12 protein-coding genes and 1 pseudogene are annotated in these 14,356 nt (G+C 61.6%); 5 read left to right on the top strand and 8 right to left on the bottom strand.

Annotated elements, in window-relative coordinates; genetic code table 11:
• Window positions 1–6: 6 nt before the first annotated feature.
• The 5 genes from mraZ to R6254_RS20955 all read right to left on the bottom strand — a co-directional run bounded on the left by mraZ (window position 7) and on the right by R6254_RS20955 (window position 6,587).
• On the bottom strand, window positions 7–435 hold the full coding sequence (gene mraZ, locus R6254_RS20975) for a division/cell wall cluster transcriptional repressor MraZ (RefSeq protein ID WP_318409628.1): 429 nt from the start codon (window positions 433–435) through the stop codon (window positions 7–9).
• 440 nt (window positions 436–875) lie between these two features.
• Window positions 876–2,663, bottom strand: a complete 1,788-nt coding sequence (locus R6254_RS20970) for an STAS domain-containing protein (RefSeq protein ID WP_412103206.1) — start codon at window positions 2,661–2,663, stop codon at window positions 876–878.
• Between the two features lie 32 nt (window positions 2,664–2,695).
• Window positions 2,696–3,808 carry an RNA polymerase-binding protein DksA gene (gene dksA, locus R6254_RS21990; protein WP_412103205.1) on the bottom strand — a complete coding sequence of 371 codons (1,113 nt, stop codon included), beginning with the start codon at window positions 3,806–3,808 and terminating at the stop codon, window positions 2,696–2,698.
• Window positions 3,809–4,120: 312 nt separating this feature from the next.
• Window positions 4,121–5,170 (bottom strand): CobW family GTP-binding protein, encoded by a 1,050-nt coding sequence (locus R6254_RS20960; RefSeq protein ID WP_318409626.1) that lies wholly within the window; start codon window positions 5,168–5,170, stop codon window positions 4,121–4,123.
• 235 nt (window positions 5,171–5,405) lie between these two features.
• Window positions 5,406–6,587: a class I SAM-dependent rRNA methyltransferase gene (locus R6254_RS20955; RefSeq protein WP_318409625.1), complete on the bottom strand. Its 1,182-nt coding sequence runs from the start codon at window positions 6,585–6,587 to the stop codon at window positions 5,406–5,408.
• 65 nt (window positions 6,588–6,652) lie between these two features.
• On the opposite strand from R6254_RS20955, the gene R6254_RS20950 reads away from it, so the two are divergent.
• On the top strand, window positions 6,653–8,425 hold the full coding sequence (locus tag R6254_RS20950; protein ID WP_318409624.1) for a sensor domain-containing diguanylate cyclase: 1,773 nt from the start codon (window positions 6,653–6,655) through the stop codon (window positions 8,423–8,425).
• Window positions 8,426–8,456: 31 nt separating this feature from the next.
• On the opposite strand, the gene R6254_RS20945 is transcribed toward R6254_RS20950, so the two are convergent.
• From R6254_RS20945 to dapF, 3 genes are read right to left on the bottom strand one after another with little or no spacing between them, the layout of a single operon-like run.
• Window positions 8,457–9,440, bottom strand: a complete 984-nt coding sequence (locus tag R6254_RS20945; protein WP_318409623.1) for a tyrosine recombinase XerC — start codon at window positions 9,438–9,440, stop codon at window positions 8,457–8,459.
• A 14-nt stretch (window positions 9,441–9,454) separates the two neighbouring features.
• Complete coding sequence (locus R6254_RS20940) at window positions 9,455–10,153, bottom strand: DUF484 family protein (protein ID WP_318409622.1); 699 nt, start codon at window positions 10,151–10,153, stop codon at window positions 9,455–9,457.
• A gap of 45 nt (window positions 10,154–10,198) precedes the next feature.
• Window positions 10,199–11,086 (bottom strand): diaminopimelate epimerase, encoded by an 888-nt coding sequence (dapF, locus tag R6254_RS20935; RefSeq protein WP_318409621.1) that lies wholly within the window; start codon window positions 11,084–11,086, stop codon window positions 10,199–10,201.
• 72 nt (window positions 11,087–11,158) lie between these two features.
• Here dapF and R6254_RS20930 point away from each other — a divergent pair, with 72 nt between their 5' ends.
• From R6254_RS20930 to R6254_RS20915, 4 genes and pseudogenes are all read left to right on the top strand, one after another.
• A complete protein-coding gene (locus R6254_RS20930) occupies window positions 11,159–11,710 on the top strand; it encodes a carboxymuconolactone decarboxylase family protein (RefSeq protein WP_318409620.1) in 552 nt (183 codons plus the stop codon).
• A 79-nt stretch (window positions 11,711–11,789) separates the two neighbouring features.
• A complete protein-coding gene (locus R6254_RS20925; RefSeq protein ID WP_318409619.1) occupies window positions 11,790–13,079 on the top strand; it encodes a lytic murein transglycosylase in 1,290 nt (429 codons plus the stop codon).
• Window positions 13,080–13,197: 118 nt separating this feature from the next.
• Complete coding sequence (locus R6254_RS20920) at window positions 13,198–13,398, top strand: carboxymuconolactone decarboxylase family protein (protein ID WP_318409618.1); 201 nt, start codon at window positions 13,198–13,200, stop codon at window positions 13,396–13,398.
• An 847-nt stretch (window positions 13,399–14,245) separates the two neighbouring features.
• Window positions 14,246–14,356 (top strand): annotated as a pseudogene (locus R6254_RS20915) (IS110 family transposase); the annotation flags it as partial.

The raw sequence follows: 14,356 nt of genomic DNA, 5'->3' as shown, positions 1-14,356 counted from the left end.
CGTCTTTCAGAATGAAAAATCTCTAAACACATCGGGCATCTCGCCCTTCATCTGCTCGGCCTCTTGGGCCGCGTAGGTCGCTGCATCCCACAGCTCAAAATAGCTGCCCATGCCGAGCAGCACCGTGTCCTTGCTGAGACCCGCGGCTGCACGCAGCTCGGGCGCCACCAGCACGCGGCCGGACGCATCCATATCGACGTCCATGGCATTACCGAGAAAAATCCGCTTCCACCACTGTGCCTGCATGGGCAGCGAGGCGATGCGCTCGCGAAATTTCTCCCACTCGTTGCGAGGGAATACCATCAGGCAGCCGTGCGGGTGTTTGGTGATGGTCAGTTGGCTGGCCGCAGTGGCGCTGAGCACGTCACGATGCCGGGTCGGCACAGAAAGCCGACCTTTGGTATCGAGAGCTACAGAAGACGCGCCTTGAAACACTGCGATAAACCTTTAAGGACTACTTTTCACCACTAAATTGCACTTTTTCCCACTTTATCAGGAAAGTTTTGTCATGCAAGGGCTTTGCAACAAATTTTTTCAATGAAATCAAGTACTTAGAAAGCTATTTCAAAGCATTTCAATGTTAAAAGACGTTGTAGATTAAGCACTTAGCCTGCTTAATGAAAGTGTTGCCTTAAGCCATTTGCATTGCAAAAGCAGTCAGCTCGCCGTTGACGCAGGCGGGACGGGGGAAAGCAGGGAATTCTCTGGGATTCAAGGCGCGACAGCAGCAAGCTAGCCCAGCTGGAGATTAAATGAGGCAGATGCGCTAGGGGCAGCCTTCGTGGAGACAGGCAATACCTTCACAACGAGGCATGTTGCCCCAGGCTGATCGAGTTTAAAGAAGTTAGGGAGGGCGAATCGGCAGGCATCGACATTTAATCGATGCGCGTCAACACCCTGGCGTGTTCCGTGATGCCAATCACATTGAAAAATGCGGCCACCAGGCGATGCACCTCGGTGAACTGCACGGCCCGGTGCTCTGCTTCGCGGGCCGAGACCCAATTGAGCAAGGTGCCTGCGGCAGAAAAATCAACACGGATCAATTTGGCGCAGGAGATAACCATGATGTCCGCACCCATCAGCTTGGCCTCCAGCTTGTCCAGCACCTCGATGGCATCCCCCTGGATCTGACCGGCCAGCTCCACCGCGAACAGATTGGTCATTTGCGAATTGCCGTCCATCTGGGTGTCGCCCTCCATCCCGCTGAGGCTGGACGGTGCGGAGTCGCGGTAGACATCGCCAATGATGATGTGCCCGGTGACCGCATCGCCATGAAGGTCCAGTGACTTGTATTCGCAGCGTGCACTGTCCCAGGCCGGCGGCGACACCTCGTAGGTCACGCAGAAATCGAGTGCCGTCAATTCAAACGCGTCGGGCTGGTGCGCCACCCGCAAAGCCTCCATGCGCAACTGCCACCACGCCTGGGGCGTATCGCGCACACCGGAGGGCGTTGCGTCCAGCAGCACCTGCTGCAACTGCGACTCACCGATGAAACGCAGCTGCACAGGCTGCGCGGACCAGCCGCCAAACACCTTGCACAGGGGCTCGACGGCATTGGCATCGATCGATTTCAGGTTGTGCCAGTCCAGACGCCACGGCATGGGCGCACGGGTCAAGGCGGCACTCAGCGCCGCGACAGTCTGGATGCCCAGGACAGAAGGACAGATCCAGTCGGCCGCAGGACCATTGCCCGGGCTCTGGCCGGCCGGCCGGGACAACTGCTGCATCATGTCCGGCATGGAAAACCACTGCGGCGCAGAACGGTCAAAACGGCCCACAAACTCAATCGCCAGGTTTTCGAATTTTTCCTGCTGGCCGGTCGCGCGGTACAAATCGAACAGCGCCAGCCAGGTGTCCGCATGCTGCGCCCGGCTGCCCTGCGGCCCCAGCGTGTCAAGCAGACCAGACTCTGCGCCTGCGTCATCACCATTGGCAAAACGGATGGACGCTTCTTCCAGCTCGGGGTCATGCGCCACTTCGGCGCCATCCACCACGGAAAATTTGGAGGCTGAAAACCCCGAAGAAATGCTGTCCAGGGAAATGGCGGGCATGCCCAGGCTGGCCAGGGGCTTGGCGACTTCGGCCGGCTTGATGGCCGGCAGGTCCGGCAAAGGACTCAGTGGCGGATTCAGTGGTGCAGCAGGCGCGACCTGCACCGTCCTCACCTTGGACAGCGCCGCCGTCAACTCGCTAGGCGCTGTAGGCGCATAGTTGGTCGGCAAGGCGTTGTCCAGCAGCGGCACATGCGCACTGCGGGATGTAGGAAGGGATGAGGAAACCGAACTGATGGAAGAGCTGGCGCCATGTTTGGTTTTCCACCATTGCATGGACATCTGGGCTTCAATTTCGTCGATTTTCTTCAGGGTCACGGCACGGTCGTCCGGCTTGGACGGCATGCTGCTCTGAAAGAAGGACGGCCTGCCTGCCGGATCCTGCCCGGTCAGGGCTTCACGTTTGCGCATTTTCCGCAACATGTCGAATTCACGCTTGCGCACGAAGTCATTGCGGCGTTTGCGCTCAATCATTTCCTTGAGCAATTGTTTGCTCAAGGCATCTTCACGATCGGCCCCTTTGCTATCGAGATCCGACCAGTTCGTCGCTGGATTGCGAACGAATTTCACGACTTTTGAAAGCAAGCCTGGTGTGGTGTCTTCTTTGGCCATGAGTGAAGCGTCAGAACGGGTGGTGAAAAGAATCAGTCACCAAACATTTTTTGCTTGAGTTCGCGGCGCTGCTGCGCTTCCAGCGACAGATTGGCCGTGGGACGGGCAATCAAACGCCCCACCCCGATGGCTTCGCCGGTTTCGTCACAGTAACCGTAGTCGCCGGAGTCGATGCGTGCAATCGACTGCTCGATTTTCTTGAGCAGCTTGCGCTCACGATCGCGGGTCCGCAACTCAAGCGCGTGTTCTTCCTCGATGGTCGCGCGGTCTGCCGGATCCGGCACCACCACGGTGTCTTCACGCAGATGTTCGGTGGTTTCACCGGCGCTGTTGTGGATGTCCTGCTTCAGAAGCGACAGCTTGTGACGGAAAAACGCCAGCTGCTTTTCGTTCATGTATTCCGAATCAGGCATGGCCTTGACTTCTTCGTCGGTCAAGGCTTCGGCCGGCGTGGTCTTCCAGTTGTTGGCGAGCTTGGGATCTTTTTTGGCCGCCACGTGGGGAGGCGGCGCGATCACACGTTCGGCAATGGTCGAGTAGCTGGCTTTGGCGGCATCCGGTGAATGGGTGGGCACCATGGGCGCCGGCGGCGGGGCAAACGACGAACTTCTCAGGGAAGCCCGGCGTCCCGGCTTGAGCGCCGGGGTCTGAAGCGGCGCTGGCGCTGCGGCGATGGTTACAGGGCTGGGCGCCGCTTTGCCGGCAGCCGGGGTGTTGCTCGTTTTGATGATGACTTCTTTAGATTTTGCGGTGGCCTTGCCTGCCGCAGCCGGTTTCAGGACGACTGGTTTGGCGACAGGCTTGGCGGCTTTTGCCGCGGGTTTAACAACAGGTCGGGTCGATTTATCAACTTTTAAAGGTTGAGCGACCGGACGACTTTTAGCCGCTTGGGGGGGCGCCAGTTTTTTGGCGGCAGGCGGGGCTTTTTTAGCGGGTGCGGACTTGGCGACGGGTTTGGCCTGTGGTTTTGCCACCGGCTTGACCGCCACCTTCACTTTGGCTTTTGCTACAGGCGACGCCGGCTTTTTAACAGCAGGTTTTGAGGCCGCGGGCTTGGCCACGGCTTTCACCATGGTTTTGGCTTTGCTGGCGGATTTTCCAGCGGCTTTGACCGGTAGCTTGGACTTCTTGGCTTGAGCTTTCACTTCGTGTCTCCTCGGGAGGCCGCTTCGGGATGGCCCTTATGCTGGCCCCGGACTGGGCCGATTTTCGTCGGCCCCGCCTTGTCTTTTACCTGATAGCCTGGTTTGTCTGCCGCCGTCCCTGCAGTTTCAAGGCCAGTACTTACCCTGACTTTTCCTCCCTGACGTCCTGATGGGGACGTCCTGGGATTGGAGTCGGCGCGCGATTGTAGCGGCACACCGGGGTGCGGTGACGCTCGCAGGTCTAAACGTTGGAGAATGGAGACAAACATAGGACCCTCCCGCCTTTCAAAGGCAATGTGCGGACAGCCTACCTCAAACCAGGCACTGCTCCAGACCCTGGAGAAAAATATCTTTCGGCAAATCGATGCCAATAAACACCATCTTGCTGTTTTTTATCTCGCCCTCGGCCCAGGCCGGCCCCAGATCGCTGCCCATCAATTGGTGCACGCCCTGGAAAATCACTTTGCGCTCGGTGCCTTCCATGTTCAACACCCCTTTGTAGCGCAACATGCGCGGGCCGTAAATGTTGACGACGGCGCCCAGGAAGTCCTCCAGCTTGGCCGGGTCAAAAGCACGCTCGGAGCGAAACACAAAGCTCTTGACGTCGTCATCGTGGTGATGGTGATGGCCTTGCTCAGGCGCATGCGACGGGTGGTCACAGTGCTCGCCATGTTCATGGTCGTGCCCGGCGTGGTCATGTTCGTCGGCCTTGAGGAAGTCCGGGTCGATGTCGAGCTTGGCGTTGAGGTTGAAACCGCGCAGGTCAAACACCTCGGCCAGCGCCACCTCGCCGAAATGCACGGTTTTTTGCGGCGCGCGCGGGTTCATATGGGTCAGGCGGTGCATCAGCGCCTTGACGTCGTCCTCGGCCACCAGGTCCGACTTGCTGATGAAAATCTGGTCGGCAAACCCAACCTGGCGACGCGCCTCCTGGCGGTCGTTGAGCTGGCCTTCCGCGTGTTTGGCGTCCACCAGGGTCAAAATCGAGTCCAGCAGGTATTGCTCGGCGATTTCTTCGTCCATGAAAAAGGTCTGCGCCACCGGGCCGGGGTCGGCCAGGCCCGTGGTTTCAATCACCACACGGTCGAAGTCCAGCAGACCCTTGCGTTTTTTCTCGGCCAGCAACTGCAAGGTGTCGCGCAGGTCTTCACGGATGGAGCAGCAGATGCAACCGTTGTTCATCTGGATGATGTTTTCCTGGGTGTCGTTGACCAGGATCTCGTTGTCGATGTTTTCTTCACCGAACTCGTTCTCGATCACGGCAATTTTCTGGCCATGGGCCTCGGTCAGGATACGCTTGAGCAGCGTGGTTTTGCCGGAACCCAGAAAGCCGGTCAGGATGGTTACGGGAATCAAACTCATGGTGTCTGCCTCAAGAAAAACAGGTGAAAAAACCGCCGTGGCGCCTTGCCAAAGGTGGGGAGTTTAGCGGTCAAGTCAAGGCCCTGATGCGAAGACATGAATAGGCGCCCCTGACATCCGGCACTTTACAGGCGCTGTCAAGCCCGGCGGCGCTGCCAGCACTCTCGTCGCTCCTGTTTTTATAGCTGCTTGCGCCCGCCCCTTCTGGGCTACAGGCCTTTTTTTCTTAATAAATTCACTTCCTGAGCAAGACCAGGCCCTTCAGGTACTCCCCTTCCGGGAAAGTCACGGTCATCGGGTGGTCCGGGGCACCGCCCAGACGTTCGGTGATAAAGGCATCCACGCCCGCATCCATACCCGCCGAGGCCACAATTTTGTGGAACAAATCAGCGCTGATGCCGCCCGAACACGAACACGTGAACAAGACGCCGCCCGGCGCCAGGATGGACAGGGCGATGCGATTGATGTCCTTGTAGGCACGGGCGGCACGTTCGGCATGGGCCACCGTCGGCGCAAACTTGGGCGGGTCGAGCACGATGGCGTCGAAGGTTTTGCCTTCGGCCAGAAACCGGCGCAGCGACGCATTAACGTCGGCGTCCAGCATGGTGGTTCGGTCTGCATCAAAACCATTGAGCGCCACGTTTTCTTTGGCCCGCTCTATCGCCGGGCCGGAGGAATCAATCGAGGTCACGTGCGCCGCGCCGCCGGCCAGCGCCGCCACCGTGAAACCACCGGTGTAGCAATAACAGTTGAGCACCCGCTGAAATTTCAGGCGACGTGTGTAGTCGGCAAACTTGCGACGGCTGTCGCGCTGGTCCAGGTAAAAACCGGTTTTGTGGCCTTCTGCCACATCCAGGCTCAGTTGCCAGTCGTGTTCGGTGAGTGTGATGGCTGTACCCCCCGAGCCGGCCAGCCAGCCGGTCGCTTCGGGCAAACCTTCGAGTGAACGCACGCTGGCGTCGGAGCGCTCATACAAGCGTGTGAGCCCGGTTTGCGCCAACAAGGCCTCGACAATCACGCTTTTCCAGCGCTCGGTGCCGCAGCTGGAAAACTGCGCCACCAGGGTGTCGGCATAACGGTCTACCACCAGGCCGGGCAAGCCATCAGACTCCCCGTGGATCAGGCGCAGGCCATTGCTTTGTATGTCAAACAAGCCCCTGGCCTTGATGGCTTGAGCGATACGCGCTGAAAAAAATGAAGCGTCGATACGTTCCGCCTCGTCAAAACTCCAGACCCGGGCGCGGATTTTGGAGCTGGGGCTGAACGCGGCCCAGCCAAGAAACCGGCCGTCATGCGCTTCGACGCGCACGGTTTCACCGGCGTCGGCGCCGCCTTTGGCAATCGCCCCATCAAAAATCCAGGGGTGGCGGCGCAGCAAGGAGCGCTCCTTGCCTTCTCTTAAGCTTATTGATTTCATGGCCCTATTGTCGCGGCTGGCGCTCCGCCAGTGGTCACAGCCAGGAATTTTGCGACAATAAGTTGATGATTTTTAGCCACTTTTCAGCACATCTTGCAAACATCAGGGCCTGGCTGGTGTCGCCCCGCAGCTTGCTGACCGGCTTCTGCCTGGGCTTGGTGCTGGGCCTGCTGAGCCCGACGGCCCAGTCCCGCCAGGTGCTGGAGTTCGACGCGAAAACCCAGCCCGTGGCCCTGGCGGACTGGGGCGATTACTGGATCGATACGCAGGCCACGCTGACAGCCGAACAGGTCGCCAGCAAGCCGCAACGGGACTGGCAACCCACCTTGCTCAAGGGCATTTACCCGCTGCAGCCCGGGCAGGCGTTATGGATTCGTTTTACCGTGCCGCCGGCGCCCGACGCGGAACGCTGGCTGCTTGAAATCCCCTACCCGGCGCTGGACCGGGCCTCGCTCTACAGCCTGGACCGCGCCGACCTGTGGCGCGAGCAACGTGCCGGCGACCTGACGGCGGTCGACCAGTGGCCGACGCCGCATCGCCACCCGCTGCTGACCGTCGAATTCAATGCCGAGGAGCCGACGCAATACATGTTGCGCCTGGAAAACGTCCAGGGTTTTAGCGCGCCCATCCGTTTTGTCAGCTCCGGCCATGTCTTGCGCGGCGAGCAGCAGGTGTCGCTGTTTCTCGGGGTTTATTTCGGCCTGGCCTTGCTGGGCTGCGCCGTGGGTCTGGCCGGCGCGCTCTGGCTGCGCGACCGGGCTTATCTGTATTACGCCCTCTGCGCCACCTTGATCGGCCTGACACAGGCCGCCATCACCGGCGTCGCGGCCCTGCACCTGTGGCCGGACGCGCCGGGCTGGGCCGACCGCTCGCTGGTGGTGTTGGGCACCTGGATGCTGATGGCGCTGTTGCTGCTGAATGCCTCCCTGGTGTCGCTGGCTCAGCGCTCCCGCTTTCTCCACCACCTGGTCTGGGCCGCCGTGCTGGCCGGCGCCGCCTTGTCGGTGGCGCTGCTGATCACCGACAGCGAATTGCGCATCCCGCTGGTCGTGCCTTACCTGGTGCTGGCGCAGTTGCTGATGCTGGGGGTCAACCTCTGGGCCTGGCGCCGCGGCGATCGTTTTGGCGGCTGGCTGCTGCTTTGCAGCCTGCCGTTTGTCCTCAGCCTGGCACTGGCCATAGGTCGTTACCTGCAATGGCTGCCGCTGAGTGTGCTGACCGAACAGGCCGCCCTGGCCTGCATGGCGCTGCAAATGCCCGCCATGCTGGTCGTGCTGATGGTGCGCAGCCAGCAGCAGCGTGAAAACAAGCGCCGCATCCAGGGCTTGGACCGGGTGGACCCGTCCACCGGCCTGATCAACGACTCGGTGTTTGCCGAACGTATGGAACGCATGATTGCGCGCTCGGGCCGATTCAAACACCAGGGCGCGGTGCTGATGATCGACCTGGTCAACACCGAACAAATCCAGCGCGACTTTGGCCGCAAGGCCGCCCAGGACTTGCCGCTGCGTGTGGCCGAACGCCTCTTGTCGACGGCTCGCGACATCGACAGCGCGGCGCGCCTGTCGGAGCAGCGTTTTGGCATGCTGGTGGAAGGCCCGTTTTCGGCCGAAGAGGCCGCCTCCCTGGGGCCGCGCATCGTCGCGCGTTGCCTGATGCCTTACCAAGGCCTGCCGGTGGATTGTGTGGCCCAGGTGCGTGTGGCCTATGCGCTGGTGCCGCGTCAGGGGCCTAACGCCGAGATCGTGCTGGGCCGGCTGGCGCAGCGCCTGGCCGGCACACCGGCCGCGAGCAAACGCGCGGTGTTCATGGTGCCGGACTACCTGGCTACAGCCTGAACGCAGGGGCAGCCGTCCCTGCGCCAGTCCCTCAGCCTTTACGCTTGTCCGTCGGCTTGCCACGGTCCAGCGTTGCGCGCGGATGGGCGGCATCGTAAACCTTGGCCAGGTGCTGAAAATCAAGCCGGGTGTAAACCTGCGTGGTGCTGATGTTGGCGTGGCCCAGCAACTCCTGCACCGCACGCAAATCGCCGCTGGACTGCAACACATGGCTGGCAAACGAATGCCGCAACATGTGCGGATGCACCGGTGTGGCCAGCCCGGCCTGCAGCGACCGCTGTTTCAGGCGCACACGGATGTGCTGTGGCGTCAGGCGTGTGCCGCGCTGGCCTATGAACAAGGCCGCATCGTCCCTGGCCCAGGCGCTGCGCAACGCCAGCCAGGCCTGCAGCGCCTGCAGCGCCTTGCTGCCCACCGGCACGCTGCGCCGCTTGGAACCCTTGCCGAGTACATGCGCCTCGGCCGCCTGCACATCGATCCAGCCACGCGCCCGCGGGCCGGCGACGGCATCCAGGCCGATCAGCTCGCCGATACGCAGGCCGCAGCCGTACAACAATTCGGTGATACAGCTGTCCCGCGCCTGCAAGGCCGGGTCATCGGATGCCTCATCGCCCTGGTAGGCCGCCAGTTGCACCGCCTCGTCCACACTCAGCGCCTTGGGCAGCGGCTTGGCGGCTTTGGGCGCGCGCAAGTCCTGCACCGGGTTGCTGGCCACCAGGCCTTCACGCCCCAGCCAGGTGTAAAAGCCGCGCCAGCCCGACAAGATCAGGGCGATGCCGCGGCCACTGCGGCCGCCGCTGTGCATTTGCGCCACCCAGCGCCGCATGTGTTGGTTTTGTACGCCAGTCAGTACCACGCCGGCCTGCAGGCAATGCGCCTGCAGCTTGTGCAAGTCCAGCGCATACAGCTCGACCGTGCGCGGGGCCAGGCGTTTTTCGACACGCACATGTTCAAGGTAACGCTCGACCAGCGGGTCGGTGTCGGGCACCGGTCCGGGTGGGGCGTGCTCGGCCATGGCGGCGGTGAAACCTAGCTGGCCTGGGGCCGCAGGCGCGACAAGGCGGCGCCGGCGAGTTCACCAATACGTTCCAGGAAATCCGTGCCCATGCTGCTGCTGAAACGTTCGGGATCGGGCGAGGCCAGCACCAGCATGCCAAACGCCTGCGGCGACTTGCCGGGACGCAAGGGAATCAGCGCCACCGACATCGCCTGCGCCGGCTCGGGCAGCCAGTTGACGGCCTCGAAGCCGGAGTTGACGCCGCAATAAGGCGTGCTCAGCGAGGAGGCAAAGGTTTGCGTGTCTTCGCTGACACCGGTGGAAAAGTTTTCGTCAGAAAAAATGCCATTGACGTGCCAGACCTTGATCGCCGCCTGCGGCACCGAAAACTCCGCCTTGAGTTCATTCACGATGGTGTCCGGCAAATCACGCGCATGGGCGGTCAGCAGCAGGTTCAGCGTGCATTGCTGCAGCTTGTCGGCAATGCCCACGTTTTCCTGGCCGTAACGGATCATCTCGACGATCTTGCCTTCCAGGCCCTTGATCTTGTCGCGCAACATGCCGGCCTGGCGCTCTTGCAGGCTCACCGCCCGGCCGCCATGGCCGCTGGAGAGCTGAACCGTGGCCAGCAGCTCCGCATGGCGTTCAAAAAAATCGGGCGTGTTGGCCAGGAAGTTGGCAATGTCTTCTTCGGTGATCGGGTTCTGGATGGAGTGTTCGCTTGGATTCATGTTGTTGTGGTTTCCAGTAAATCAGGTGCGTCGGTTCGGGCAAGTCTACAAATGGTCGGGGACGTTGATCTCGGCTTCAAACACGGTGGTGGCCGGCCCGGTCATCAAGACCGGTGCGGCGCTGGCGTCCAGCCCGCCCTGCCACTCGATGGTCAAGGTGCCGCCACGTGTCCACACGTCGACTCGCGCGTCCAGCAGGCCCAAGCGTATGCCAGCGACCACCGCCGCGCAAGCCCCGCTGCCGCAGGCCAGGGTTTCACCGGCGCCGCGTTCATAAACCCGCAGGCGGATCTGGCTGCGCGACACCACCTGCATGAAACCGGCGTTCACGCGGCGCGGGAAACGTGCGTGGTTTTCTATCAGCGGCCCGACTTCAAGCACGGGCGCGGTGTCCACATCGTCCACCAGTTGCACCGCATGCGGATTGCCCATGGACAGAACCGCTACAAAAACAGGAGCTGCTTGCGCCCGCCCCTCAAGGGCTAGAGGCCATTTATGCCATGAATGAACGGCTTGGGGCGTCAAACCGGCGTCGTCAAAAGGCACACGCGGCAAATCGAAGATGGGCGCGCCCATGTCCACCGTGACGCGGCCGTCAGGCTGCAGACGTGGCTCGATCACACCACTCAGGGTTTTGACACGCACCTTGTCTTTCGTGGTCAGGCCCTGCTCGCGCACAAAACGCACAAAACAACGCGCGCCATTGCCGCATTGTTCGACCTCGCCGCCGTCGGCGTTGTGGATCACGTATTCAAAGTCGATGCCGGGATCGCTCGCCGGCCGCACCGACAGAATCTGGTCCGCACCCACACCGAAGTGGCGGTCGGCCAGAAAACGGTACTGACCGGGCGTGAGGTTCAGGCGTTTCCGGGTCTCGTCGAGCATCACAAAATCGTTGCCCGCGCCCTGCATTTTGGTAAATCGGATTAGCATCTGGGCATTATCCGCTGAGGCCTCACCTCGCCGCCCTCCTCTTCACCCTAACTCACCCGAGAAAGACAATTCATGCGTATCGCCGACTGGAGCCCCGCCCTCAAGACCCAACCGCAGGACCTGGTGGACGCCATCCTGAAACGCCGCGGCGGCACGCTGATCAACCTGGACAAGGCCCTGCTCTGGAGCGAGCCCCTGGCACGCGCCTGGAACGTCTACCTGGGCGCGGTGCGCACCGGCCTGCCGACCAGCCGCAAGCTGCGCGAACTGGGTATTTGCACGGTGGCCCTGCTGACCGGCGCCACCTACGAATACAAACACCATGCGCCCGACTTCCTGGTCGCAGGCGGCACCCAGGCCGAGCTGGATGCGCTGGATGAGCTGGTGAAAAACGATGCACGGCAAGCCGCCACCCACCCGGCGCTGGGCGCCGTCGAGCAACTTGTGATTCAGTACGCCGCGCAGATGACGCTGGACGTGAAGGTCAGCGACGCGGTCTTCGAGGCGCTGCGCCAGCACTTCGACACCACCGAACTGGTGGAACTGACCAGCGCCATCGCCACCTACAACATGGTCGCGCGGTTTCTGGTCGCGTTGGGCGTGTCGCCCGAGGAACAGGCATAGACAAATAACGCGCAGTAAAGGCGGGGGTCTTAAATCTCCCAGATCATCCATCGGCCCTGAAAGGCCGAAAATGAAACACATGCCAACATTGCTCCGTTTACCTGTGCCCAAGGGCCTCAAGCTCATTCCAGCGCTGCTGGCCGTTTTGGCGCTGACAGCGTGCACTGTCGCACCCGTGCGGGAATCAGGCGCGCCCGCCACCGTCACGGTGGCGACCCGTCCTGCACCCGCCGCCGCCGTCGAGCCGGACACCGGCCAGCGATTTGCGCGCTGGGTCAGCGAATTCAGCGCCACTGCCCGCGCGGCCGGCATCAGTGATGAAACGCTGCGGCTCGCCTTCGACGACATCCATTTCATTCCGCGCGTCACCGAGCTCGACAGCGCACAACCCGAGTTCACCCGCGCCGTCTGGGACTACCTCGACAGCGCGGTGTCGGCACAGCGCATCGTCCGTGGTCAGGACAAACTGTTGCAATCGCGGCCCGCAGTCGATGCCGCTGCAGCGCGCTACGGTGTGCCGGCAGAAATTCTGGCGGCGATCTGGGGCATGGAGAGCAACTACGGCAGCCATGTCGGCAACATCCCGACCATCGACGCCCTGGCAACGCTTGGTTTCGAAGGCCGGCGCGAGGCCTGGGCGCGCACCCAGCTGATCGCCGCACTGAAGATCCTGCAGAACGGGGACATTGACCGCGCGCAGATGATCGGGTCGTGGGCCGGCGCCATGGGCCAGACGCAATTCCTGCCCTCTAACTTTCTGGCCTATGCGGTCGATGCCGACGGCGACGGCCGACGCGACATCTGGGGCAGCCTGCCCGACGTGATGGCCTCGACCGCCAACTTCCTGGCACGCTCCGGCTGGCAGGCCGGCCAGCCCTGGGGCATGGAAGTACGTTTGCCGCCGGGCTTCGATTACGCGCTCGCCGATGCGGCCACGCGGCAGCCGGCCTCGGCCTGGTCGGAGCTGGGCGTGCGCTCTGTGGACGGCGCGCCCTTGCCCGCGCTGCATGACAGCGCCATCCTGCTGCCGGCCGGCGCGCGCGGGCCGGCTTTCATCGTCGGTGCCAACTTCCGCACCATCCTGCGCTACAACAACTCAACCAGTTATGCACTCGCCGTCGGCCTGCTGTCGCAGGCACTGGCCGGCGGCCCGGTGGTGCAGGCATCCTGGCCGCGTGAGATGCAGCCGCTGTCCCGCAGCCAGTTGCTGGCGCTGCAGACGGCGCTGAATGCGCGCGGCTTCGACAGCGGCACGCCCGACGGCATGATGGGCCCAGCCACGCAAAGCGGTATTCGCCGTTATCAGGGCAGCGTGGGGCTGCCGGCGGATGGGTATCCAACGCTGGAGTTGCTGCAGCGGCTGCAGTGAGGGTGCGGGCCTCTGGCCTTGCCAAGTCACGTCGCAGGTTGCAAAAGATGAACCCGGCTCATCGCACCACTGACCACCAGGGCCTGGGGAGACAAAAACCACGCGTCGGACTTCCTGATTGCGGGGCATCCAGGCCGAGCTGGATGCACTGGATGATCTGATGAAAGACGATGCGCGGCAAACCGCCACCCACCCGGCGCTGGGCGCCGTCGAGCAACTGGTGATTCAGTACGCCGCGCAGATGACGCTGGACGTCAAGGTCAGCGACGAGGTTTTCGAGGCGCTGCGCCAGCACTTCGACATCACCGAATTGGTGTAGCTGACAAGCGCCATCGCCACCTACAACATGGTCGCGCGTTTTCTGGTGGCGCAGGGCGTGTCGCCGGAAGCGTAGAGGCATCCATGCAGAAACACGATTGCCCGGATATCCAGCGGACATTGGGTCAATGGCGAACGCATCAACCTGTTTTGGGACCGGTACTTGTCTATTCAGTGCCCAGAGCAGTGGTAGCAGACTATGAAAGCAGTCATCCCTTGTCGGAGCTGACCAGAACACAACCCACGCGGCGGAGCCGCAGCCTGCAGTTGTGTTTCCGTGTCGAGCAACCTGTTATTCAGCTTCATCTATGCCTTTCGATCTTAGTGAAGCTTCCAACTCTGCCCCAGTGAAAATCTCACCGGTCTGAAGGTGAGTTATTCGGACCGTCTTTGCGAAAGCGTAGTTGCGCACTTCCCCAATGTCGAAGTTCCAAGCCTCGAAGAAGCCTTTAATGGAAGACAGGCCGGCAATTGCTATCCGTATGTCGTACGTTTCGCCCTCCTCTGCGTCTACCCAAGTGGACAAGTAATCCAAGCAGTAGTTAGCGGAGCCAACGGTCATAACTCGACCGTCCTCCAAGATGTGGCGCATGCGACCGTCGCTCATCGACTCAGACTTAACTGGCTTCCCATTCGGCCACGCTCTGCCCTGGTTCAAACCGACTGAGATCGTAACCGTCAGTTCGCTGGCCATCTAGGTGTCTGCTGCCTAACGTTTGACTTAAGCGAACTGCAGAAGGCAGGTCCGCTTGAATGATGGGATGGACTCCCCCGTTTGTTTGCGCGACAGTGGCGCTCTGGTCGTCATGGGCATGGGGATCAGGTCTTTCAAACGTAAGGAGTCCGACATGAATGCTACTACCGTTGCCGTCGATCTCGCAAAATCCGTTTTTCAACTGGCCGTGGCCGATGAACACTGGCGCATCCTTGAAACGCATCGCCTCACTCGCGCCCAGTTC

Source organism: Polaromonas potterensis, from assembly GCF_033446725.1.
GTDB lineage: Bacteria > Pseudomonadota > Gammaproteobacteria > Burkholderiales > Burkholderiaceae_C > Polaromonas.
The sequence above is the reverse complement of the archived record's forward strand: the minus strand, read 5'-3'. Positions and strand labels throughout refer to the sequence as shown.